The sequence below is a fragment of the Flavihumibacter profundi genome, from assembly GCF_020076305.1.
Lineage (GTDB): Bacteria > Bacteroidota > Bacteroidia > Chitinophagales > Chitinophagaceae > Flavihumibacter > Flavihumibacter profundi.
The window spans coordinates 689,040-712,858 of record NZ_JAIQXE010000001.1; the positions used below are offsets into that span (position 1 = coordinate 689,040).

18 protein-coding genes are annotated in these 23,819 nt (G+C 44.7%); 10 read left to right on the forward strand and 8 right to left on the reverse strand.

Annotation, left to right across the window (positions count from 1 at the left end):
• Positions 1-101: 101 nt before the first annotated feature.
• On the forward strand, positions 102-2,855 hold the full coding sequence (locus LAQ65_RS02890; protein WP_224115430.1) for a TonB-dependent receptor: 2,754 nt from the start codon (positions 102-104) through the stop codon (positions 2,853-2,855).
• Between the two features lie 23 nt (positions 2,856-2,878).
• A complete protein-coding gene (locus LAQ65_RS02895) occupies positions 2,879-3,988 on the forward strand; it encodes a fasciclin domain-containing protein (protein WP_224115431.1) in 1,110 nt (369 codons plus the stop codon).
• Between the two features lie 109 nt (positions 3,989-4,097).
• On the opposite strand, the gene ychF is transcribed toward LAQ65_RS02895, so the two are convergent.
• The gene (ychF, locus tag LAQ65_RS02900) at positions 4,098-5,198 is read right to left on the reverse strand and encodes a redox-regulated ATPase YchF (protein WP_224115432.1); all 1,101 of its coding nucleotides are present in this window, start codon (positions 5,196-5,198) and stop codon (positions 4,098-4,100) included.
• A gap of 172 nt (positions 5,199-5,370) precedes the next feature.
• Here ychF and LAQ65_RS02905 point away from each other — a divergent pair, with 172 nt between their 5' ends.
• Entirely contained in the window at positions 5,371-6,609 is a 1,239-nt protein-coding gene (locus tag LAQ65_RS02905) for a nucleoside recognition domain-containing protein (protein WP_224115433.1), read from the forward strand.
• A gap of 10 nt (positions 6,610-6,619) precedes the next feature.
• Here the strand turns inward: LAQ65_RS02905 and nhaA are convergent, their stop codons facing one another.
• From nhaA to LAQ65_RS02925, 4 genes are read right to left on the reverse strand one after another with little or no spacing between them, the layout of a single operon-like run.
• A complete protein-coding gene (gene nhaA / locus LAQ65_RS02910) occupies positions 6,620-7,807 on the reverse strand; it encodes a Na+/H+ antiporter NhaA (RefSeq protein WP_224115434.1) in 1,188 nt (395 codons plus the stop codon).
• A gap of 6 nt (positions 7,808-7,813) precedes the next feature.
• Entirely contained in the window at positions 7,814-9,493 is a 1,680-nt protein-coding gene (locus LAQ65_RS02915) for an OstA-like protein (RefSeq protein WP_224115435.1), read from the reverse strand.
• A 3-nt stretch (positions 9,494-9,496) separates the two neighbouring features.
• Positions 9,497-10,495 (reverse strand): MlaD family protein, encoded by a 999-nt coding sequence (locus LAQ65_RS02920; RefSeq protein WP_224115436.1) that lies wholly within the window; start codon positions 10,493-10,495, stop codon positions 9,497-9,499.
• 53 nt (positions 10,496-10,548) lie between these two features.
• Positions 10,549-11,523, reverse strand: coding sequence for an N-acetylmuramoyl-L-alanine amidase family protein (locus LAQ65_RS02925; RefSeq protein WP_224115437.1), 975 nt, complete (start codon positions 11,521-11,523; stop codon positions 10,549-10,551).
• A 338-nt stretch (positions 11,524-11,861) separates the two neighbouring features.
• On the opposite strand from LAQ65_RS02925, the gene LAQ65_RS02930 reads away from it, so the two are divergent.
• Both LAQ65_RS02930 and LAQ65_RS02935 read left to right on the forward strand, forming a co-directional pair.
• Positions 11,862-14,315 (forward strand): putative LPS assembly protein LptD, encoded by a 2,454-nt coding sequence (locus tag LAQ65_RS02930; RefSeq protein WP_224115438.1) that lies wholly within the window; start codon positions 11,862-11,864, stop codon positions 14,313-14,315.
• 96 nt (positions 14,316-14,411) lie between these two features.
• On the forward strand, positions 14,412-14,786 hold the full coding sequence (locus LAQ65_RS02935; RefSeq protein ID WP_224115439.1) for a four helix bundle protein: 375 nt from the start codon (positions 14,412-14,414) through the stop codon (positions 14,784-14,786).
• A 39-nt stretch (positions 14,787-14,825) separates the two neighbouring features.
• Here the strand turns inward: LAQ65_RS02935 and LAQ65_RS02940 are convergent, their stop codons facing one another.
• Together LAQ65_RS02940 and ung are read right to left on the reverse strand one after the other, a co-directional pair.
• A complete protein-coding gene (locus LAQ65_RS02940) occupies positions 14,826-15,572 on the reverse strand; it encodes a lysophospholipid acyltransferase family protein (RefSeq protein ID WP_224115440.1) in 747 nt (248 codons plus the stop codon).
• A 14-nt stretch (positions 15,573-15,586) separates the two neighbouring features.
• Positions 15,587-16,258 (reverse strand): uracil-DNA glycosylase, encoded by a 672-nt coding sequence (gene ung, locus LAQ65_RS02945; protein WP_224115441.1) that lies wholly within the window; start codon positions 16,256-16,258, stop codon positions 15,587-15,589.
• A 134-nt stretch (positions 16,259-16,392) separates the two neighbouring features.
• On the opposite strand from ung, the gene LAQ65_RS02950 reads away from it, so the two are divergent.
• The 3 genes from LAQ65_RS02950 to LAQ65_RS02960 all read left to right on the forward strand — a co-directional run bounded on the left by LAQ65_RS02950 (position 16,393) and on the right by LAQ65_RS02960 (position 19,595).
• Positions 16,393-16,965, forward strand: a complete 573-nt coding sequence (locus tag LAQ65_RS02950; protein WP_224115442.1) for a hypothetical protein — start codon at positions 16,393-16,395, stop codon at positions 16,963-16,965.
• A gap of 235 nt (positions 16,966-17,200) precedes the next feature.
• Complete coding sequence (locus tag LAQ65_RS02955) at positions 17,201-18,556, forward strand: Gfo/Idh/MocA family protein (RefSeq protein WP_224115443.1); 1,356 nt, start codon at positions 17,201-17,203, stop codon at positions 18,554-18,556.
• Positions 18,557-18,566: 10 nt separating this feature from the next.
• A complete protein-coding gene (locus LAQ65_RS02960) occupies positions 18,567-19,595 on the forward strand; it encodes a DUF6807 domain-containing protein (protein ID WP_224115444.1) in 1,029 nt (342 codons plus the stop codon).
• Here LAQ65_RS02960 and LAQ65_RS02965 read toward each other — a convergent pair.
• Positions 19,588-20,628 (reverse strand): DUF481 domain-containing protein, encoded by a 1,041-nt coding sequence (locus tag LAQ65_RS02965; RefSeq protein ID WP_224115445.1) that lies wholly within the window; start codon positions 20,626-20,628, stop codon positions 19,588-19,590. The two genes, LAQ65_RS02960 and LAQ65_RS02965, sit on opposite strands and share 8 nt — an antisense overlap.
• 91 nt (positions 20,629-20,719) lie before the next feature.
• Between LAQ65_RS02965 and LAQ65_RS02970 the strand changes: the two genes are divergently transcribed.
• Positions 20,720-23,056, forward strand: a complete 2,337-nt coding sequence (locus tag LAQ65_RS02970; RefSeq protein ID WP_224115446.1) for a metallophosphoesterase family protein — start codon at positions 20,720-20,722, stop codon at positions 23,054-23,056.
• Positions 23,057-23,088: 32 nt separating this feature from the next.
• Complete coding sequence (locus LAQ65_RS02975; protein WP_224115447.1) at positions 23,089-23,664, forward strand: DUF502 domain-containing protein; 576 nt, start codon at positions 23,089-23,091, stop codon at positions 23,662-23,664.
• Positions 23,665-23,819 lie beyond the last annotated feature (155 nt).

A 23,819-nucleotide genomic window follows, 5' to 3' on the forward strand; every position in this document is an offset into this window, starting at 1 on the left:
CCAACCCATAACCGAAAGTTGCCAACCCACCCACTAAAAAAATTCATTAGATGATAGAAATCCTTATTTTGTAAGAGAATATAACCTAAAACACAAGAGGTATGAGAAAAACCTACAGCAAAATTGCTTGCATGCTGTTGGCCGTCTTCTTTTCGATTGCTGCTTTTGCCCAGACAATAACTATTACCGGAAATGTAAAAAACAGCACCAACCAGGAAGTCGTCCCTGCAGTATCAGTAACAATTAAAGGAACAACCACCGGTACATTTACCGATGATAAAGGGAACTTCACCCTTACTACCACACAGAAGCCTCCATTAACCTTAATTATTTCTTCTATCGGTTACGAAAGCCAGGAAGTGGTTGTTACCAATGCTGCAGAAGCAGTGGTGGTAAAAATCGCACCAACTTCATCGTTGGGAACTGAGGTTGTCGTTTCTGCGAGCCGAGTTCCGGAAAGGATACTGGAATCACCGGTATCCATTGAAAGGGTGAATGCCGCAGCCATCCGGATTGCGCCTGCTGCATCTTATTATGATATTGTAGCAAATATGAAAGGTGTGGATGTAGTAACCTCCTCCCTGAACTTCAAAACACCAACCACGCGCGGATTTGGCGGAAGCGGTAATACCCGTTTCAACCAGGTGGTGGATGGCATGGATAACCAGGCACCCGGACTGAACTTCTCTGTTGGTGCCATCATCGGTACCTCTGAACTCGATGTAGACAATATGGAATTACTGCCAGGTGCATCATCTGCATTATATGGACCAGGTGGTATGAACGGAACCCTGCTGGTTACCAGTAAGAATCCATTTAAATATACCGGGCTTTCCTTCCAGCTCAAGGAGGGTGTTATGAATACTGATGGCCGTTACAACGATCCGTCGGCCTACCATAACTGGTCGGTTCGCTGGGCAAATAAAGTAAGTGAAAAGTTTGCCTATAAAATCACTGCTGAATACATCCAGGCGAAAGACTGGGTAGCAGCGGACAAAAGGAACTATGACAGGCTCAGTCCAACAGGACAGGGAGTGATTAAAGGAACCCGCGAGACAGACCCGAATTATGACGGGGTAAATGTGTATGGTGATGAAACAACAGCGGATATCCGTGCTGTTTTACAAGGAATCGGCCAGCAGGCGTATTTCCTGCAACCCTATATCAATACCATGATGGGATCCCCGATAAATGTATCGCGGACAGGATATGATGAAAAGGATATCATTGACCCCATGACCCTAAACTTCAAGATTGGGGGTGCTTTTCACTATAAGATTACCGACAAGCTGGAAGCGGTTTTTGCAGGTAACTGGGGTACCGGTAATACGGTATATACAGGAAGTGACCGCTATTCTTTCAAGGATTTTAAAATGGGCCAGTATAAACTTGAACTGAATGGCAAAAATTGGTTCCTGCGGGGATACACTACCCAGGAAAATGCAGGCCAGTCCTTCAATGCAACCGTAACAACGCGCCTTGTAAATGAGGCCTGGAAGCCGACGATTACCTTTAAGGATGGTGTGCCAAATCCGCAACCTACCGATTGGCTGGTGGAATATACACAAGCCTACCTGGCGGGAAAGATGGCTGGAATGGGAGACCTGGATGCGCATACCCAAGCCCGTTCAGTGGCAGACCAGGGACGTCCGGCAGCCGGGTCAGACCAGTTCAAGCAGCTGTTTGATAAGATCCGTGGTATTCCGATTTCCAGCGGTGGCGGACTTTTCATTGAAAAGTCTGATATGTACCAACTCGAAGGCCAGTATAATTTATCGTCTGTAACCAGTAAAGTTGCCGATGTTCTTGTAGGTGGTAACTACAAAGTTTATAGCCTGAATTCAGAGGGTACACTTTTTGTGGATTCAGCAGGACGGATCCGTATTTGGGAAATTGGTGCTTATTTGCAGGCAAGCCGCAGGTTCTTCAACGATAAGTTGAAGCTGACATTCTCCGGCCGCTATGATAAGAACCAGAATTTTGAAGGCCGTTTTACGCCAAGGGCAACTGCGGTTGTCAGTGTAGCCAAGAACAGCAATATCCGGTTCTCTTACCAGACAGCCTATCGCTTCCCATCCACACAGCAACAATGGATTGACCTTACGATTGGAGGCGGTGTGCAGCTGATTGGCGGCGATAAGAGCTTCCAGACTTATTATGGTTTTGACAAGAATGCACCATATACCCTCAATGCGGATGGAAGTGCCGGTGCGACATACAAGTTCAACACCTTCAAGCCTGAATCAGTTTCGTCGTATGAACTTGGTTATAAGGGCCTGCATGCAAAAGGCCGGTTGCTGGTAGACGTTTATGGCTATTACGGAACCTATAATGATTTCCTGGCCCGGACAACTGTATTCCAGAAAAGAGGGGCAGAGCCAAATCCGGCTACGGACAAGGCATTTTCAATTCCCCTGAATATATCTGATAAAGTAACGACCTATGGTTATGGCCTCGGGCTGGATTACAGGATATACAAAGCATTTACAATAGGCGCGAACTTTTCTTCTGATATCCTGCAGGATGTTCCTGCCAATTATGTGGCCTTCTTTAACTCGCCGAAATACCGTTTCAATGCCAGTATTTCCAACAATGCACTGGGAAAAAGCAAGCGCTTTGGCGCCAGTGTAAGTTACCGCTGGCAGGATGCTTTCTACTATGAGGGCGACTTTGCAAATGGCAGTGTTAATTCCATAAATACACTTGATGCACAGGTTAGCTACCGGTTACCGAAAATCAAATCGGTGGTTAAAATCGGAGGGAACAATATCCTGAACCAATACTATTTCAATGCTGTTGGTAACAGCTTCGTAGGTGGATTGTATTATGTTTCTTTCGGGTATAATATTTTCTAACAGAAACCATCAAATCAAGTAACATGTTTACAACAATAAAAAAATATTCCCGGGGTGCAGTGCTGGTTATGGCTGTATTCAGCCTGATCACCGCCTGTAATAAGATCCAGGAGGTGGAGGATATCGATACAACACCGCCATCCGGTCCAACCCTTGCGGACCTCATTACCACTGATGCAAATTATTCACTGTTAAAACTGGCTGCATCGAAAGCCGGGTTAATGCCCCTGCTATCCAATCCGACTTCCAAATTAACCTTGTTTGCGCCGGACAACAATGGATTGGCCTATGCCGGGATCAGTGAGGCAGTGATTAATGCCTTGCCTGCGGAACAACTGGCAGCGGTACTGAGTTATCATGTGATTGCCCAGACATTGCCTGCAGCTTCAATTCCTGAAACTTTTCCCAATGTGGAGATGCCAACGCTATTGCAATTGCCAGGTGCGCCGGCCATTGTAAAAATGAATACATTTCCTTCACGCAGGGGGAATTCGTCATATGTTAACAACATACCTGTCAACCTGGTTCTTCCGGGTGTTGCGGCGCCGGATGTTGTAGCCTCTAACGGGGTTCTCCGTCCGGTGTTTACAGTAGTTATGCCGCCAGCCAAGGTTTTATTTGAGGCATTAGCCAGCGATACCAGCCTTTCTTATATGATGGCAGCCATCACCCGTGCCGACCTTGGTATGCCAGATGGATCAAAGTTTTCGCAATTGCTGTCCAACCCGGTCACCAATTTCACGGTATTTGCGCCGGATAATAATGCCTTCCGGAATGCCCTTTTAATGCTTGGGTTTCCTACTTCGGATATTTCCTGGATACAGTATATCCCTATTCCAAAACTGATTGGTATACTGGCCTATCATATACATGTCCTGGATGCGCTTCCGCCTTCAAATATTACGTTTTCAAGGGCATTTTCAGTAAACCTGCCAGCTACACCTACACCCATTAATACTTTCCTGAAACTGGTAAATTATCCTAACCCCACACCGCCGATAGTAGTAGATATTACGCAGGGTGTGAAGGGATATGTTAACCCAACTTTTTCGAAAATTATTTCTGCAGATAATAATGCGGTTAATGGTGTGTACCATAAGATTGACCAGATTATGCTGCCGTTTGTACCGTAGGGGTGAGCAGTGAACCGTAAGCCGTAAGCGGTGAACCGTGATACTCAAATAAAAAAGCTACAGGATTTTCCTGTAGCTTTTTTTTACCGTTTACCGTTTACCGCTCACCCTAAACATTAAACCTAAAATGCATCACATCACCATCCTTCACCACATATTCCTTTCCTTCGATGCGCAACCTGCCGGCATCGCGGCAGGCGGATTCTGAGCCATATTGTACAAAATCGGCGAAGCTGATCACTTCTGCCTTGATGAATCCTTTTTCAAAATCAGTATGGATCACACTGGCTGCCTGTGGGGCTTTCCAACCCTCGTGAATGGTCCAGGCCCGCACTTCCTGCACACCTGCAGTAAAATAGGTTTGCAGTTGCAGAAGTTCGTAAACCGCCCTGATGAGTTTATTCAGTGCAGGTTCTTTCATGTGGTATTCTTCCATGAACAGTGCACGGTCATCCGGGTCTTCCAGTTCTGCAATCTGTTGCTCAATGCTGTTGTTCATAATAATCACTTCCGCATGTTCAGCTTCAGCAGCAACCTTAAGTGCATCAGAGAATTTATTCCCGGTATGCATCGATGGCTCATCAACATTGGCTACATATAAAACAGGTTTCTCAGTAAGCAGGAAAAGGTCTGCAATGGCAGTACGGTCTTCCTTGCTAAGGTTCAGTTCCCTGATATTCTTCCCGGCTTCCAGTTGAGCATAGCATTGTTTCAACACTTCATATTCTGCCTTAACTTTTGCATCACCGGTTCGGGCCAGTTTTTCGGTACGCTGTAATTTCTTCTCAACACTATCAAGGTCTTTGAGTTGCAGTTCGGTATCAATGATCCCCTTGTCGTTTACGGGGTTAATCGGACCCTCATCACGCAGGATATTCTCGTCTTCAAAACAGCGGATCACATGTACGATTGCATCCACTTCCCGGATATTCGCCAGGAATTTATTACCCAGTCCTTCTCCTTTGCTGGCACCTTTCACCAGTCCGGCTATATCCACAATCTCAATCTGCGTGGGGACAGTGCGGTTGGGTTTAACCAGCTCGGCCAGTTTATCAATACGCGGGTCCGGAACATCCACCAAACCAACATTGGGTTCAATGGTGCAGAACCGGTAATTGCTGGCCTGCGCCTTTGCGCTGATGCTTACTGCATTAAAAAGGGTCGATTTGCCCACATTCGGTAATCCAACTATCCCTGCTTGTAATCCCATGAATATAAATTATTAATAATGTCTAATTCCTGTTTCGGGCCGCAAAGATAGGGAAATGTGGGGTAAACGGTAAGCGGTAAGCGGTAAGCGGGGAATGGGGAAAAGAAGTATCTTCCGGTCTTATCTATTCACTATTTACCATTCACTATTCACCATTCACTAAAATTCTCCCATGGCCCTGAATATCGTCTGGATCGCATTTTTTGTTATTGCTTTCATTGTTGCCCTTATCAAGCTGGTTTTTTTCGGGGATATTGAAATTTTCAGGCGCCTGGCGGATGGCATTTTTGATTCAGCGAAATCGTCTGTCCTTGATGTTGCATTTCCACTTACCGGAACCATGGTTTTTTTCCTGGGCTTGTTGAATATTGCTGAAAAGGCCGGCGCAGTAAGGTTCCTGGCCCGCTTTGTGAATCCATTGATGAAAAGGATATTTCCAGGTGTGCCGGAAGGCCATCCTGCCATGGGCGAAATGGTGATGAATTTTTCGGCAAACCTGCTGGGGCTTGACAATGCTGCAACCCCGTTTGGGTTAAAAGCCATGGAAAGCCTGCAGAGCCTGAACCCTGAAAAGGAAAAAGCCACCAACGCACAAATAATGTTCCTGGTGCTGCATACATCCGGACTTACGATCATTCCCTTAACCATTATTGCTTACCGAATATCTGCAGGCAGCACGCAACCTGCGGCAATTTTTATTCCCTGTGTACTGGGTACACTGGTTACCACGCTGGCCAGTGTTGCCGTAGTAAGTATCTGGCAGAAAATCAAATGGGACACCGTTTTATTTGTATGGGTGATTTCGGCCTTGTCTGCAGTTACCCTGCTATTGTTTTATATCAACCACCTGTCCCCCCAGCAAAAAGAAACCTTCACCACAGTTGTAGGAAACCTTTTGCTGCTGGTAATTGTCCTGAGCTTTATTGTTGGGGGAGCCTGGAAAAGGATCAATGTGTTTGATGCCTTTATAGAAGGCGCAAAAACCGGCTTTGATGTGGTGTTGAAAATCATTCCTTACCTGGTGGGCATGTTGGTGGCCATCAGGGTTTTCCGCGATTCCGGTGCCCTGGAATATGTGATCAGCGGTTTGGCCTGGTGTATACAGGCTTTGGGGTTTGATACTGCCTTCGTTCCTGCATTACCGGTAGCGATCATGAAACCATTCAGCGGAAGTGGCGCAAGGGGAATGATGCTGGATATATTCAAGAATCCATCACTTGGGCCTGATTCCTTTCCCGGGCTGGCTGCAAGTATATTCCAGGGATCGGCCGATACCACATTTTATATCATCGCGCTGTACTTCGGCAGTGTGGGTATACGAAAAGTCAGGTATGCCATCTGGGCAGGCATGATTGCGGATTTTATAGGTGTGATTGCCGCGATTATTATCGCCTATATTTTCTTCACCTGAAATCTTATCATTATTCCACCTTCACCCCGCGGGTGCTGACCTGGAGAAGTAACAGTCCGGCAATAATGGAAATAACAGCGCCAAGCAGGATAGCCAGCTTGGAAATATTTTGTTGTTCGGCATCTGAGAAGGCCAGCATTGTAATGAAGATTGACATGGTGAAACCGATACCTGCCAGGGCACCAATGCCCAGCAACTGGAAGAGTGTTGTTCCCGCAGGTTGTTCACCCCAGCCCATTTTGATAGTTGCCCAGGAAAAGAGAGTTATGCCCAATGGTTTTCCGATGACCAGGCCGGCCAGCACTCCCCAGCTTAATGTTGAGGTCAGGGACTCCAGCAGGTTGCCTGGTATGATAATGGCCGTGTTGGCCAGGGCAAAAAGTGGCAGGATAATAAAGTTTACGGGATCATGAAATTTATGTTCATAATTGCTCAGCCGGTCAAGGGGCACCAGGAAAGCGGTAACTACACCTGCAATGGTAGCATGGATACCAGAATTATAAATACAATACCAAAGAACTAATCCACCTATCATTGTAACCCACCACCGGTTCAGGTTGAATTTATTCAGGGCGGCAAGTATGGCAACAATAATCGCCCCTGCTAACAGGTAAAACCAGCTTACTGAACCACCATAAAATAAAGCAATAACTAAAATGGCTCCCAGGTCATCGATTATAGCCAATGCCATCAGGAATATCTTTAAGGATACCGGGATCCTTGACCCGAGCAAGGATGCAACACCTAATGAAAACGCTATATCGGTGGCCATGGGAATTCCCCATCCGGAATGAAAGGGAGTCCCCTTATTAAAAGCGGTAAAAATCAGAGCAGGGACAATCATCCCGCCCAATGCAGCAGCAACCGGCAAACTGGCTTTTTTAATAGAAGACAATTCGCCAATCACCAGTTCCCTTTTTATTTCCATACCAACCAGGAAAAAGAAGAATGCCATTAATCCATCATTGATCCAGTGCAGGAGGGTATGCGGAAGATGTAATAATCCATCCCCAATATGAATTTCGCGTTCTACCAGTTGGAGATATGCTTCCGACCAATGGGTATTAGTAAGTATAATAGAAAGCAGGGTACAGGCCAGTAATATAATCCCTACCGCGCGGCTGTCTTTGATGAATTCCTGGATCGGACTAAGGAATTGGTTCCGGAGGATGTGCCTGATTCGCGGTATTGCTGCCATATTGCGCTATTCGGTTTGGGAGGGTTCTTCGAATAATTCAAACTTAGTCTTAGGTCGCCGGATTTCTAACCATTGAAATGCCCTGACCCTCATTTCCTGGTGGTTCACCTGCCGGAAGGGATACAGGGTACCGTTCACATCGCTCCTGAATACCACACGGCTTAACTCCTTATTGCGGAAGTAAATATCAATAATATCTGCCGTTGAACGATTTACGCCAGAATAGGCACTGTCTTCATCCTGTATATAATAAATACTTTCAGCTGATCCTTTTGCACGCATGTAATCAATATTACCATCAATAAAATACCCGTTGATGGTATTGCCCTTTAACTGGTTGAAATAGCTTTCGGCAGTTTTATTAATCACCATGCCATTTTCAAAAACACGGATGCGCTGTGGTTTTTTATTCATGGTAAACAGGTACATCGTATCGCCGGTAACCTGGGTGCCATTGGCCCAGGTAACAGGGTTCTGGAAAAGCCGGAACACAGAATCCACCCCGGAATAAAACATGCTATCACAAACTGCCTGAAGTGAATCAGTGAAAATGCGCACCCTGTGGAAGGCCTGGATATAACGGTTACGGTTGCTCGTATCCTTTGCATTAAGGACGACGGGTTTGTAAAGGCTGTCACGTTGCAGGCTATCACGTTGCAGGCTATCATTAGTAATGCCCTCAGGAGTTAAGAATGTTTTTTCAAATCCTGCCATATCTGTCAGTCGCCCTGAATAAAGGGTATCCGCAGTCATGTAAATAGAGTCTTTGTCCTGCTGGATGATCATCAGCGGATGCTGCGTGGCCATCAGGGTGTTGTTCTTTTTATTTGACTTCAGGTCATTGGCCAGTAAAGAAAAGCCCTGGGCGGTGTCCCGGAAAACAGCATTCCCCCTTGCGTAACTTTCACCCGTTACATCATCAAAGCCCACTTCTTCGCCGGTAACCAGTGTACTGCCGTCTTTAATAACAGGTCTTTGCCCGAATTTCGCATTCTTCTTTTTCAGGTCATAATACCCTTCAGAAGTTACAACATCCCTTCTTCCGGAGTCTGCCTTGATATGGGTTTTTGTAATGAAAGTGGCGATTTGTGAATCGGTATTGTATAAAAGTGAATCGGTATCCAGATCGTATTGCGGATCGCGCATCTTCACATTCTTTTTGAAGTACACGTCTTTCATATCGCCGTAATAAGTGGCTTCCTGGCTGGTCAGCACAGTCTTTTCGCTGACTACTTTACCCCCGTTGGTGTAGATGCCGATCTTGGTATCTGTGTCGTATTCAAGGTCGTTTGTTGTTAAAACAGATTTGCCGTCGGTAAGCTTTACATTTTTTTTCAGGAAGGCTTTCCGTGTGTCTGAATAATAAATAAGGTAATTTGAATAGGTATGGATGCTGTCTGCGTCATTAATGTGCACTTTCCCAAAAGCCTCAACCACGCCGGTGTTCCTGTTTATCACTGCGCTGTCGCAATAAAATTTGGTGCTTCCCTGCTCTAGATAAACATTACCCGAAAGCATTTGCAGTTCTGTAGCGGAATCTTTTTTCTCATATCGCAGCCTGTCGGCGTGTTTAATCAATACTACCTGTGTGGTATCGCCGGGTGTGGTTGCAGTAACCTGTGCGAACAGGGAATGCTGCGCCAGTATTGCCGCCAAAAAAAATAACACAAAACCGGGGATCCTCATTAATTATTTCTTAGGGGCGTTTAAAGAAGAATCGGGTGGAAGCGGCGCTGAAAGGGGAGTGCTTTTATCTTTCTTTCCAAAGACAGAAACGTTTACATAGCGTTTGGGGTGCACCCTTAAATCATCCAGCAAAATATTAAGGCTACGGGATGTGCTTTCGAGGTTATTGTACAATTGTTTGTCGTTCAGTAAAAGCCCGATTGAACCATCCTTGCTGTTGGCTTTGGCCAGAACACCGTTTAGTCCGGTTACTGCACTGTTCAGTGAATTAAGCGTTTCGTCCAGTTTCAGGCTGGCAAAATGGTCGGTGGTTTTCTCCAGGTTAGACAGGGTATTGGTGATGGTTCCGTTATTGCTGTCGAGATTGCCTGTAATACTGTTAACGTGTGCCAGGGTCTTGTTCAGGTTGCTGTTCTGGGAAGTGATCAGCGTATTGAGTGAAGCCGAGGCAGCACTTAGGTTGGCAAAAATTTTATGAAAGTTGTTTTTCGTGTTAGGATCAAAATAGGTACCAGCCACCTGTATGAGAGAATCAAGTGATAGCAGTGTGCCGTCGAGGGAACGCAGCGCCGGGTTGATACTGCCACTAACATCATCCAGTAAACCCATTTTAATACGGCTGGCCAGGGTATCTCCGTTTTGCAGGAATTCAGCAGCGTTACCCGGTTCAATAATGATAGAGGCACCGCCCAGCAGTTCTGTATTAATTACGGCTACAGAGTTTTTGGGGATATTGATATCGCGGGCCAGGTTAATAGTCACCAATATGCCATCGGAGAGGTTTTTGCTGCGTTCTTCTATTTTATACACCATTCCAACCTGCAATCCATTAATCAGTACCGGGTTTGAACCTTCGAGTCCGGGCACTTTCTGAAAAATAGCATAGATCTTATCATTTTTCTCGAAAAGGTTTTTGCCTTTAAGGAAATTGAAGCCAAGAATCAGGATGGCAATTGCGACAACAGCCAGGACACCGATTTTGGTTTCATTAGAAATTTTCATCCGTATGAGTTTAATGGTTGATAAGGCCAGCGGACCTGCCCAAATGTATTAAATTATTTGCCGGCAGCGGCATGGGTGTTATGCTTTGACGCTTCCAGTTCCTGCTTGTAGCGCCTGAATGCCCCGGAAATATTTTCAACAATTTCCTGCTGTCCTTTTTCACTGTTCAGGTATTCCTCTTCTTCCTTATTGGTAATGAAACCGGTTTCTACCAGTATACTTGGCATTCCTGTTGCCTGAAGGACCCAGATCCCTTTATTATTCCTTTGTTTTACGCCGAAGCTTGAACGGCCCGATTTTGAAAATTCATCTTCCACCATGGAAGCCAGCAGTGCTGAATTACGGAAGAAATACTTTGTATACAATTGCGCCCTGATTTTAGCCTCCGGTGAATTAAGGTCAAGTATATTATTGGGGTCATCAACCGGTTCGTCTTCACCACCTTCTTCGCCGCCCAATACTACATTTTCACTTTTCTCGTCACTCCGGTCTGCGGCCCAGATATAGGTTTCTGTGCCAACGCGGGTGTTTTTTACATAATATGATTCATATATGGGTTCCTGGATATGTTTCTTCCTCCTGCGCTTACCCGAGCCTGTGTATACCACTTTAGGCTTGTAACCCACAATTTTTTTTGCATACCATCCGCCTGCTTTCTGGCCGGTGGCGTTCAGGTGTATGGCTATAAATAGATCACCTTTAAGGTCATTAGCCATATTGGCCCGGTTAACAAGTCCCTGCCTTACATTGGTAGCGCCGCCGGGCAGTACATCGGTAGTGCGCGTATAAACGAACTTAATATTGGGGAACTCTTTTTCGAGGGCCGCACCCAATTTCAGGCTGATGGAAAGCGCAACTTCTGCTTCAGTAGAAAACAAGCCCCTTGCACCCGGATCGATACCGCCATGACCCGGATCAATTATTACAGTACGGATAACATTCTTCTGTGCCAGAACGGATTGTGATAACATTAGCAAACACCCGGCAGCAAAAGATATAGCTAAACAGGTCTTGATCTTTTTCATCATAAGATATCCTTTGATTAATGGGTTTTAAGTTTCTTCATAGCGGATTAAAGTCTGAATCACTATTTTTGCCCCCATTCAATAATATGAATAACGGCGGCAAATTTAGTTTAAAATATACTTCAATTGGGCTTTTTACGCTGCTACTTTGCACTTTAACGCTCTTATCTTCAGCGAATTATTACGTTTCGCCAATATTTTACATCCAATTAACACAAGCAGGTAACGATACAGTGCCAGTGAGGCCCCAAACTGTGCCTGCAAGGCCCGATACAGTGCCAGTTAAGCAGGGAGATACCGGAATACAGACCTTTCAAAAGGTAGACACTCTAAATGTTAAATTGTCAAAAGATTCACTTGACGGTCCTGTTACTTACACTGCCACCGATTCCATGGTACTGGATGTGCCGACAAAAAAGATATCACTTTACTCAAACGCAACCACCAAATACAAAGACCTTGACCTTTCTGCAGCCAAAATAGAACTGGATCAGCCAACCCAGATAGTGTTGGCTACATTTACCAGGGATTCGGCAGGCAAAATGGTGGGTAAACCACATTTTGTGCAAGGAGAAAGTAATATGGACGCCGATTCGATTACCTATAATTTCAAATCACAGAAGGGATTAACCAAGACCACTTTTACCCAGCAGGGAGAAATGTATGTGTGGGGTGAACGCATCAAAAAAATTAACCTCACTGATTTCTACGCAATTTCAGGCCGATTTACTACCTGTAACCTCGACACGCCGCACTTTGCCTTTCGCACCAAGAAATTGAAACTGGTGAACAAGAAGCTTGCAATAAGTGGCCCGATCCATCCGGAATTTGAAGGCGTACCGATACCTATTTATATACCTTTTGGTTTCTTCCCGCTTTCCCAGGGAAGGCATTCCGGGATACTACCACCACAGTTTACGACCAATGCCCAATACGGAGTCGGACTGGAAGGACTGGGTTACTATAAAGTGCTGAATGATATGTTTGATGCCATGTTCAGGGGAGACCTTTATTCCTATGGGGGGTGGCGGGCAACACTAACACCATCCTACCGGGTAAGGTACCGCTACCAGGGGCGGTTAAACCTTGCGATCCAGCATACCCGGATATTAAGTAATGATCCCAAAAAAGAGTATGATGTTAACCAGAGTTTCAATATCCAGTGGAGCCATTCTGCTGATTCCAAAGCCCGGCCGGGTACCAGTTTCTCGGCCAGTGTGAATGCTGGTTCAACGCAATACAATAAACTTGTCGGCAGTAACCCATCCATAAATTTCCAGAACCAGTTATACTCATCCATCACTTATACCAAAAACTGGAACAACAAGTTTAACCTGTCGCTTAGTGCCGGTCATGACCAGAACAGCAATACCCGGCAGGTAAATATCCGCCTGCCAGACGGATCCTTTACAGTGAACAATTTTTATCCGTTCCAGAAAAAAGAATTCGTAGGGGAAGCCAAATGGTATGAAAAGCTGGGTATCGGATTAAACTCGCAGTTCAGGAACCAGGCTTCCTTTTATGACAGCCTTTTTACATTTGGGACATTCATAGATACTATGCAATGGGGTGCGCAGCATAGTATACCCATTACCCTGGCACTGCCATCCCTTGGTCCATTGCAGGTATCGCCTGGATTTTCATATACCGAAAGATGGTATGCCCAGCAGTTTTTCCGCACCTGGAATCCTACCACTAATAAGGTTGATTCTTCCATCAGTAAAGGATTCTACACTGCAAGGGATATTTCGTTCAGTGTTGGTTTGAACACCGCCATATTTGGTATGTTCAATAATTTCGGAAAGAATAGCCGGGTAAGGGCCATAAGGCACGTGGTACGTCCATCCGTCAGTGCCAGTTACCATCCCGACCTTAACGGGAAGGATTATTATTATGTGCAGACGGATACTACAGGGCGACTGCTTCATGCCAGTAAATATGCCGGTAGTTTGTATGGTCCGTTTAGTGCGGGTGAATTTGGGGGGTTAAGCTTTAACCTCGATAATAACCTTGAAATGAAAGTAAAGTCGAAAACGGATACTACGGAAGAAGGTATTAAAAAAGTGAAACTGCTTGACGGGTTCGGGTTATCTACCAATTACAATTTCCTGGCAGATTCTTTCAGGTTAGCGCCTATCAGTTTTTATGTAAGGAGTACCCTGTTTGAAAAAATCAATATAACGGCATCGGCCAGTATGGACCCTTATAAAGCTGACAGTAAAGGATACCGGATCAACCAGTATGCCTGGGATGGCGGTGGGTTTTCCTTAGGGCGGATAACATCAGGGAATATTGCCATTTCAACCAGCTTTAAAAGCAAGCAGGGGGATGATAAGAATAAATTGACTGAAGGACAACAGGAAAAAAACGGGTTATTGCCAATGACCATGGAAGAACAGCAGGCCCAATTGAATTATGTGCGTAATAACCCCGCGGAATTCGCAGATTTTAAAATACCCTGGTCTGTTAATATTTCCTATTCACTTAGTTTTATCACCGCCCCTAAAAAGGACTATTCCGGTTTCCAGACACAGCTATCTTCCAGTCTCAACTTAAGTGGCGACTTCAACCTTTCCCCCAAATGGAAGGTAGGGGCAAATACTTTTTATGATTTCCGCGGTTCTTCCCTCCAGCAGCTAACGATGTTCCTTAGCCGCGAATTGCATTGCTGGCAGATGGGCATAAATATTACGCCGGTAGGCCTTTACCGTTCCTTCAATATCACCATCAACCCGAAATCGGGCCTGTTGCGTGACCTGAAGATCAACAGGTCGAAATATTTTTATACGCAGTAGGTGGTGAATGGTGAATGGTGAATGGTGAATAGTGAATGGGAAATACCGTTTATTCACGCTACCGAATTTTAGTTTGGCAGTGTATTTTGTCCAGAAATGAAACCTCATCAACGACTGGATGTTTGGAAATTGAGTATGGAATTTGTCAAAGAAATTTATCAACTAACTGCTTTGTTTCCGTCAAATGAAAAATTTGGAATTACTTCACAATTGCAAAGGGCCGCAATTTCGGTTTGTGCAAATATTGCTGAAGGCGCAGGAAGGCAGTCCAGAAGGGAGTTCATTTATTTTTTAAATATTGCTTCAGGGTCATTGAGTGAGTTAGATACACTAATTTTATTAGCTCAATCAATTGGCTACTTAAATATTACAATAGCAGATCAATTAATACTAAAATTAAATACAATAGCTAAATTGTTAGGTGGACTTATAAGAAAAATCAGGTTTGAATTAGCAGCATCTGAAAAATAATAATTTGCATCCCATTCACCATTCACTATTCACTATTCACTATTCACCGTTCACCTCAACATAGTGCCGCGCCATCACCTCAAAAGCCTTCGCTTTCAAACTCTCTACTGTATCAGTTTCTGTGACGGCTATTGGTGGTAAAAAATCGATGCGCAAACGGTGGGGTATGAGGTAGAAGATTTTGTCAGCTGGGTTTACAATGCGGGTATTAAAAATTACCCCTGGAATAATAGCTTTACCACTGTCTAATGCAAGCCTGAATGCCCCGTCGTGAAAGGGTTTCAGGGGCTCATTGGTTTTGTTCCGGGTGCCCTCGGGGTAGATGCACATATGCAATCCCATGTCCAGCACCCGCTTCATTTTAGCAAAGCTTTCCTTCCTGCTCTTATCACTCTTCCGGTCAACCAGGACACTACCCATTTTATAGATGAGCCCAAATATGGGGAATTTTGCCATTTCGGATTTCGCGATCGTCTTATTTCCGCCAGGAATAGCAGGTGAGGAAACAGGCACATCCATTAGTGCATTATGGTTGCATATCACAATATAATTTTGTCCGGGGGCAAAATTCTCTTTTCCATTTACAGTTAAAGGGCATCCGATCATCCGCAGGAAAAATGCCATCCATATGCGGGAAAAATGAATAAACCTGTGGGTTCGTTTCGGCTCTGTCAATGGCGTACAAAACAGAATTACCGGTAAAAGGAATACCAGCATTGTAGCAATAAACGCTATCAAAGTCCAGGCCGCCCATACCCGTCCAAAAATATTTTTAAGCCAATTCATGCAGCGAATGTAAATCACAAAGACCAATCAATGGGATCAATACCCTGGCTAACCAGGTATTCATTGGTCCGGGAAAAATGCCGGCAGCCAAAAAAACCTTTGTCTGCACTGAAAGGGGATGGGTGGGCAGCTTTCAATACCAGGTGTTTGGTTTCGTCTATAAGGGCCTGTTTTTCCTGCGCAAATTTTCCCCATAATAAAAAAACCACATGCTCTTTCTGGTCGCTGATATGCTTTATCACGGCATCGGTAAAATCCATCCAGCCAATTTTCGAGTGACTGGCTGGTTCGTTGGCGCGCACAGTCAGCACGGCATTAAGCAATAAAACGCCCCGTTCCGCCCATTTTTCCAGGTTACCCTGCCTGGGCATATTAACACCAATATCAGACGCAATTTCTTTGTAAATATTAATCAATGAGGGAGGTGGGTTTACGCCTTCCGGAACAGAAAAACTGAGTCCATGCGCCTGTCCGGGGTTGTGGTAAGGATCCTGTCCTAGGATGACCACCTTGATTTTGTCAAAAGGGGTTTTATTGAATGCGTTAAAAATCAGGGAACCCGGCGGGTAAATGATTTTTCCCGACATTTTCTCCGTTTTTATATGGGTAACCACCTGCTGAAAAGAATCCCTGGTGAACTCATTTTTCAAAATGGCCTTCCATCCCGGTTCAATTTTTACGTCCATCTTGTTATGTATTAATGGGAAACAGAGGTTTTTTTTCGCTGTGCACAAATTAAAGAGAAGTTGCGGGATTAACTTAACCATAATCTATATATTGAGAAAACAATTCATACATTTCATGTCCAAAAACTTAAGCCATGCTTGAAAAAATATTGCAACTGATAAAGGAAAATGCGGGAGAATCTGTGATAAATAACGCTGATATCCCCAGTGAGCATAAAGAGGCTGTTCTGCAGGAAACCGGGACTTCAATTGTGAGCGGATTGCAGGGAATGCTGGCACAGGGAAAAATAAAAGATGTTCTGGGCCTTTTTAGTAACCCTTCCAATGTGAACAATAGTAATGCCGTCGTGCAGCAATTGTCTGGAGGCGTTCTGCAATCCCTTATTGACAAGTTTGGCCTGAATAGCGGCCAGGCAGGGAATATTGTATCCACCCTGATTCCAACAGTGCTCAGTAAACTGGTTGGGAAGACCCAAAACCCGGCTGACAGTAGTTTTAATATACAGGACATTTTCAATTCACTGAGTGGCGGAAACACTGCAGGAATTGATGTACAGGGATTATTGGGAAAGCTGGCCCAGGGTACTGGCCTGGACAGGGATGGCGATGGTGACGTTGACCTGCAAGACCTTGCAGCAGCATTTACCGGTGGTGGAAAAACCGGCGGGAACCCGCTTGATGCGTTAAAAGGCCTTTTCGGAAATTAATATATAAATTCAATTCAATACAAAGACCCGGATTTCATATTCGGGTCTTTTTTATTATGTTAACAGGTGAAACTAATTTTCGTATATGGGTTTACGATAGTTTAAAAATTATCCCCGATAAATTTGGGGTTAAAATGAGGTAAATGACTAAATTGGTGAAAGAAATTTAATATGCACACTTTAGTGTGCCATCAATAATTTGTTGACCAATACTTAAACGATAAAAATATTTGCCATGAGTTCACGCAGGAAATTCATTCGCCAATCGCTGAAAGCCGGTGCTGGCGTTTATTTGGGTACTATGGGAATCAGTGCTTCCAGTTACGCCCGTATACTGGGATCCAATGACAGGGTCAGGGTTGGGGTAGTTGGTTTTTCTGACCGGTTCAGGGGATCGCTCCTGCCTAGTTTTATGAATCACCACAAGGAAATGAATTTTGATATCGTTGCTGTTTCTGATATCTGGAAAATGCGCAGGGAGGCGGGCGCTGATTTCCTGAAGACTAAATTCGAACATGATATAACGGCCTGCAAAAACAACGATGAACTGCATGCGCGGAAGGATATTGATGCAGTTATCATCAGTACTGCAGATTTCCAGCATGCCTTACATACGATTGAAGCTGTTAAAGCCGGGCGGGATACTTATACCGAGAAACCATTTGCGGAAACAATGGATGATAACAATGCAGCGCTTGACGCGGTAAAAGCATCCGGTCGCATTGTACAACTTGGCTCACAGCGACGCAGTGGCGGTAATTATAAAGCAGCCGCAGATTTTATCCAGCAAGGCAAGTTTGGAGCCATTACCAAAGTTGAATTAACCTGGAATGTTAACCAGCCAGGCCGCTGGCGCAGAGAGGAACTGGTAGGTAAAATCAGGGAAGAAGATACAGACTGGACCCGCTTCCAGCTCAATCGTCCGAAAGCTCCCTGGGATCCCCGGAAATATCTTGAGTTCCGCCTGTTCTGGCCGTATTCTTCCGGATTGTCGGGTCAGTGGATGAGCCACCAGATCGATACAGTACATTGGTTCAGTGGTCTTGGCCACCCGAGAAGCGTTGTTGCTAACGGGGGCATCTATATGTGGAAGGACGGCCGGGCCAACTGGGATACCATAACAGCAGTATTTGATTATGGTCCTGTAGATGATCCTGCAACAGGTTTCCAGGTGGTTTTTTCTTCCCGCATGCATAATGGTGAAGATGATCCAACCGAGTTATATTTTTCAAATGGGGGTGTTATGAACCTCGATACGAATACGATTTCCCCTAAGGGCGGCTTAACGAAAAAGGCAGCCGAAGCCATGCACATGAAAGAAAACCTGTTGCCGGCAATGGAGCTGGTACCTGAAAAAAGCGAGGTAGTTGCATCAGCTGATACCGGCGGTGATAAACTAACAAGTGCGCATATGCGCAATTGGATGGAATGTGTACGGAGCCGGAAACAACCAAATGCACCTGTTGAAGCTGGCTACAATCATTCAATTGCTACTATTATGACCAATGCTGCAGCCAGGTCCGGTGGCAGGGCCACATTTGATGAGAAAACAAGGCAGGTACTGGTAAACGGGAAACCATTTAAATATTAAAAACCGCAGAATGAGAATATTCCTGATTTGTGGCAGCCTGTTGCTGGCCACAATTGTGAATGCGCAAAAAAAGGCCGGATTTAAATTCGTTGAAAAGCTTTCTGAAAAACGCATTGAGGTACTGTATAATGGGCGCTTACTCACGGCCTTTCGATTTGATGATTCGATAGCCAAACAGGTACTTTATCCGGTTAACACAGTTGATGGCATTACCGTTACCCGCGGCTACCCATTAGAGCCGAGGCCCGGGGACAGGACCGACCATCCCCACCATATCGGGATCTGGATGAATTATGAATCAGTAAACGGGTTGGATTTCTGGAATAATTCAACGGCTATCCCACCAGATAAAAGGGATCATTACGGCAGGATATTATTTACGGGTGTTGACAAGGAAGAGGAAAAGGGTTCTTCTGCAAAACTTTCAGTAACCGCTAAATGGGTTCGCCCTGGCGGGGAACTTGTTTTGAATGAAAAAACTACCTATACTTTTTCTGTGGTGAACAATGATTTTTTCATTGATCGCGCCACCACTTTAACTGCTGACAAGGATACCGCTTTCTTCAAGGATGTGAAAGATGGTTTTTTTGCCATCAGGGTAGCCAGGGAGCTGGAACAGCCTTCAAATGAGACCACTGAATATATAGACGCCCAGGGTAATAAGACTTCAGTGCCTGGAACAGGGAATGCCTCCAGTACCGGCCTTTATACCAGTAGTAACGGTTTGAAAGGTGATGCAGTCTGGAGTACCCAGGGTGAATGGGTGATGCTGCAGGGTGTAAAAGATGCGAAGAAGATAACTATTGGAATGTTAGATCATCCGGGGAACGTTGGCTACCCGGCATACTGGCATGCCAGGGGCTATGGCTTGTTTGCAGTAAACCCATTAGGCCGTGCTGTTTTCAGTAAGGGTAAGGATAACTTAAACCTGGTCTTAGCACCTGGTCAATCAGCCAATTTCCGGTATACAGTAATTGTGTCTTCGGGTAGGGATATCACTTCACAGGACATGAATAACTGGTCTAAACTATTTAATTGAAGATATAACTGATAGCTAAATCATAGCCATAGTCAAATGTCCTGCCTCCCGCAGTAGGCGGTTTGCTGTCGTAGTTATTATAAAAACTGAGATTGATTTTCAGGTTAGTGATTATTTCATAGCCGAGTGTGGTTTGTCCGTCGTTCCTTATCCTGCCAGCCTGGTCTAATCCGAAATAAACTGTTTCGCTGATTCCAAGATCAATTTTTGGTTTGATGAAACTAAACACATTGAATTGCAATTGCACCGGTATGTCAATGAGGATTTTTGCGCCTCCCCCTTCAGAATTGGTTTCCTGGTTAATGACCAGCCCGGTCATTCCCCAGGCCCGGGTACGGTTTCTCAATAAGAATTTATTTCCTATTCCTCCACCTTCCTGGAAGCGGCTCAGGATACCTAATTCAAGGTTCCTTTGGTAAGCGACCAGGGATGAGGCAAACCAGGTAGGATTTTTTTTAAAATAAAAATTGGGTTGTATGGAAACAAGCTCACGGTCACGGCTATATAAGGAATCTTCAAGGGTACCAACGGTTGATATAGTTAAAACAGTTTCCGTCAATTTTGTGTTATAACGGATCGTAGCATCAAGGTTCAACCGGCCAAGATTACTCGAGCGGGTATAATTAAACCCCGCGGAAACGCTACCGGTCATTTTTTTAAAGAAACTATTTCCCATTGGGGCAAGCGTTACGATATCCTGGATCCATACTGTTGGGGTATCCACAGGCCCAATTAATTTAACATACCCGGCTTTTTCGCTGTGCGTTAAACGCGCATAATAAATTTCTTTATTAATCATTTCCAGGCGATAGTAACGGAAGCCTGTAGCAATGGATTTTAATTTATGGAATTGTACGGAAATATCATTGGCATCATCCGGGTCGAATGTGATGATCCCAAGGCTGATTTTTTTCATTTTGCCTATGACAATAGAGCCATTGTTAAAAAACAAAGTGTCTTTCTGTACCTGTCCCTGGAGTAAAGGAAGAAAGCCAAAAAGGCAAATAAGAAGGAAAAACAGGAAAAGCCGCATGAATTTGTTTGCCGGTTTTGGATAAATAGTAGTAAAGATATTTATATTGTATAAGTTAATAACCAGCCTTTTCCAATAAATTCAAAAGATCATGCCGCAACTCCCCCAAAAACAACGGGTAAACCGCATTCTTGCGGGTATCGTTTTTTTACTTGGAGTGGTTGCTTTTACAACGGCATTTGGTAAAGACAGGGAAGTGGAAGAACAGTTGGGTGGACTGGTTATCTGGGCAGCATTGGTTGAGATATTCCATGGATTTCGCAGGGCATTGCCCGACCAGCGCAACATGGCCTGGAAGAGTGCAGCTGTCAGCATAATTATGGGCGTGTTCCTCATCAATTCACCCTTATTGTTAAGCAGTGCTTTAGCTATATTGGTAGCCGTTAGTTTCGCTGCCGATGCAATAAATTATTTGCGCCATGCACTTTCTGAAAACGACGTCGCAAAAAGAAGGAAAGACTGGCTGGCAGTTGCCGGCAATCTTGCAGTTTTACTGCTCATCCTGGTATTGAGGAAACAAGGGGTTTATATTGCCCTTTCAATAGCAGTTGGGCTCCGGATTTTTGGAATTGGTTATAATATCCTTACTGCAACGACCGGGAAAATGGAAAACGTTAGTGAAGACCTCATGGTTAGCATGCACACTGAAGACAATCCTGAAATTTCCGCCATTGCAGAAAAAATTGAGCAGGCAGAAGCGGTGAGGGCGCCTTTTGACAGATACTGGATAACTATGTTTATTGTTATCCTTTTTTTTATACACTTAGGCCGGATGGGATTTGACCGGAGTTTCCTTGGGGTTTTATCGCCGCTGGTAGCAGTGGTTGGTGATATGGTCATAGCCATGGTAATTACCTATGGGATACTTGGTCCGCTATTATTCGCCTTCCGCTGGATCAGTAAACCAATAGAACGTTTTTTCTGGAGTTGGGTGCAAAAGGTGACACCAGGCGAAAGGAAAAAAATCAGCTGGAGAAGTTTCTTGCAGTATATCCTGGAAGGCCGGTTAACAGTGCTTATACGATTGCGTAAGGCAGGTTATTCCTTTCAGGTGGCCATCCGTACCGGTTTAAAAACGGGGTTACCATGGGCTGCATTACTGGCTGCCGTAATGCCCGTTTTAGGCATGAGCTGGTATTTTGATACCGAGAACTGGGCTTCAGGGGTATGGGATACCTGGGCAGCGAAAAGAACGGACACCTGGCGCACGAATATGGTGGAAGCAACGGGAATAAGACCATCTGCCAATTCATTTCGGTTATCACCGGAAGGAATACAGGACAATGGGGATTTTTCTTTTGTGGTTATCGGCGACCCGGGTGAAGGCGATGCATCCCAACTCGTCCTGAAAGATAGGGTACTGGCTGTAACCCAACAGCCTGAGGTAAAATTTGTAGTGATTTCTTCTGATGTTATATATCCCTCAGGATCGATAAATGATTATGAAAAGAAATTTTACCTGCCATTGAAAGGCGTCACCAAACCGGTGTATGCCATCCCCGGCAACCACGACTGGTATGATGCTCTTGAAGGGTTCGCGGCAAATTTCTACGAGCCCGGTATCGCCAGGAAAGCTATGCAGGCAAGGGTGGACAAGGACCTTAATATTTCGACTTCCACCGACCGGAATATTGATGAAATGATCAGCAGGGCCGGTTTCCTGCGAAAGGAATATGGCGTTCCTACTGGTTTTCAGAAGGCTCCGTATTTCCAGGTAGGGACTGATGATTTCGTATTGATTTGTATCGACACGGGCGTTAAGCGGCAACTGGATTCCCTGGAAATGACCTGGGTGAAATCCGTACTTGAAAATAGTAAGGGGAAATTTGTGATGGCTTTGCTTGGTCATCCATTTTATGCGATCGGGGAATACCAGGGCGACCTGAACCCCGAATTTAAAAAATTGCACCAGTTACTCCGGGATTATAAAGTGCCGGTAGTGATGGCAGGTGACACGCACGATTTTGAATATTACCGGGAAGAGCCAAAAAATAATGACGATCAGGTAATGCATCATTTTGTGAATGGCGGGGGTGGAGCCTACCTGAGCATAGGAACAGCAATGGCTGATACGGCTGAAATGCCAACCAGGGACTATGCATTTTACCCCAGCTATAACCCATTGGTAAAAAAGATAGACGACAATACTTCCTGGTATAAATATCCCGCCTGGTGGTATACCAAAAAATTTAATGGGTGGCCTTTTAGTGCCGAATGGCTATCGGCCGCTTTTGATTACAATGTGGCGCCATTCTTCCAGAGCTTTATGGAGATTAAAGTGCAAAAATCAAATAACCGTATATGTTATATCCCATACTCCCAGGACGGCCGACTAAAGTGGAAGGACATTACGAGTACGCCAGGCGCGAGAGGGGGAAATACTGACCCGGAATCCCTGGTGGAATGGTCAATACCACTGCATCAATGATAAAAATTCAAACACAATAAAATTTAGAAGTAATGAAAAAGATACTTGGTTTTCTTAGAACAACGATAGCAGGCGGGGTACTTTTTTTGCTGCCCCTGGTGCTGTTAATAATAATCCTGGGTAAAGGCAACCAGTTAATATTGAAAATTTCAGCGCCCCTCGCAAAATTCCTGCCAGACCGGATATTGGGGTTTGATGGCAGCAAGGTATTAGCTATTTTATTGCTGCTTCTTATTTGCTTTGTAAGCGGGCTCATTTTTACTTCAGGGCGGGTAAGGAAAATGGTAGGCAGCCTGGAAGATAATGTGCTTTCAAATGTACCCGGATACAGTTTAATGAAATCTATTGTTGCGGGTGTATTGGGTGAAAAACTGGAACAGAATATGGTGCCGGTTTTGGTGCGGGATGGTGATTCCTTGAGCATTGGGTTTTTAGTGGAAGAAGACAAGGAATATAGTGTTGTTTTTTTCCCGGAGGCCCCCAAGCATGATTCTGGAGAAGTGAAACTGGTACTTTCTTCTGCCGTTAAAAAAATAGATATTTCCAGCAATATTGTCGCCAAAAGCCTGAAAACCTTTGGACGGGGAGCGCTTCAATGGACGAAATAGCTAAGTAACCAAAGGGGTATTCTGACCTTATTTGTAAAAAATCATATATCAACCTGATATTTCTCAGTTATTTACGCATAACAACAGGCCTACCTTTAAAAAAATATTTTTAAACTGCATTGCCTATATTCCAGGGGATGGAAAGGGCAAAAACC

Excerpts from the sequence above, each read along its gene's own strand:
- LAQ65_RS02915 (WP_224115435.1), bottom strand. The coding sequence starts at position 9,493 with ATGAGGATCCCCGGTTTTGTGTTATTTTTTTTGGCGGCAATACTGGCG.
- LAQ65_RS02950 (WP_224115442.1), top strand. The coding sequence starts at position 16,393 with ATGCTTGAAAAAATATTGCAACTGATAAAGGAAAATGCGGGAGAATCT.
- LAQ65_RS02905 (WP_224115433.1), top strand. The coding sequence starts at position 5,371 with ATGGCCCTGAATATCGTCTGGATCGCATTTTTTGTTATTGCTTTCATT.
- LAQ65_RS02970 (WP_224115446.1), top strand. The coding sequence starts at position 20,720 with ATGCCGCAACTCCCCCAAAAACAACGGGTAAACCGCATTCTTGCGGGT.
- LAQ65_RS02965 (WP_224115445.1), bottom strand. The coding sequence starts at position 20,628 with ATGCGGCTTTTCCTGTTTTTCCTTCTTATTTGCCTTTTTGGCTTTCTT.
- LAQ65_RS02960 (WP_224115444.1), top strand. The coding sequence starts at position 18,567 with ATGAGAATATTCCTGATTTGTGGCAGCCTGTTGCTGGCCACAATTGTG.
- LAQ65_RS02940 (WP_224115440.1), bottom strand. The coding sequence starts at position 15,572 with ATGAATTGGCTTAAAAATATTTTTGGACGGGTATGGGCGGCCTGGACT.
- ung (WP_224115441.1), bottom strand. The coding sequence starts at position 16,258 with ATGGACGTAAAAATTGAACCGGGATGGAAGGCCATTTTGAAAAATGAG.
- LAQ65_RS02890 (WP_224115430.1), top strand. The coding sequence starts at position 102 with ATGAGAAAAACCTACAGCAAAATTGCTTGCATGCTGTTGGCCGTCTTC.
- ychF (WP_224115432.1), bottom strand. The coding sequence starts at position 5,198 with ATGGGATTACAAGCAGGGATAGTTGGATTACCGAATGTGGGCAAATCG.
- LAQ65_RS02935 (WP_224115439.1), top strand. The coding sequence starts at position 14,412 with ATGAAACCTCATCAACGACTGGATGTTTGGAAATTGAGTATGGAATTT.
- LAQ65_RS02895 (WP_224115431.1), top strand. The coding sequence starts at position 2,879 with ATGTTTACAACAATAAAAAAATATTCCCGGGGTGCAGTGCTGGTTATG.
- LAQ65_RS02925 (WP_224115437.1), bottom strand. The coding sequence starts at position 11,523 with ATGATGAAAAAGATCAAGACCTGTTTAGCTATATCTTTTGCTGCCGGG.
- LAQ65_RS02975 (WP_224115447.1), top strand. The coding sequence starts at position 23,089 with ATGAAAAAGATACTTGGTTTTCTTAGAACAACGATAGCAGGCGGGGTA.
- nhaA (WP_224115434.1), bottom strand. The coding sequence starts at position 7,807 with ATGGCAGCAATACCGCGAATCAGGCACATCCTCCGGAACCAATTCCTT.
- LAQ65_RS02955 (WP_224115443.1), top strand. The coding sequence starts at position 17,201 with ATGAGTTCACGCAGGAAATTCATTCGCCAATCGCTGAAAGCCGGTGCT.
- LAQ65_RS02920 (WP_224115436.1), bottom strand. The coding sequence starts at position 10,495 with ATGAAAATTTCTAATGAAACCAAAATCGGTGTCCTGGCTGTTGTCGCA.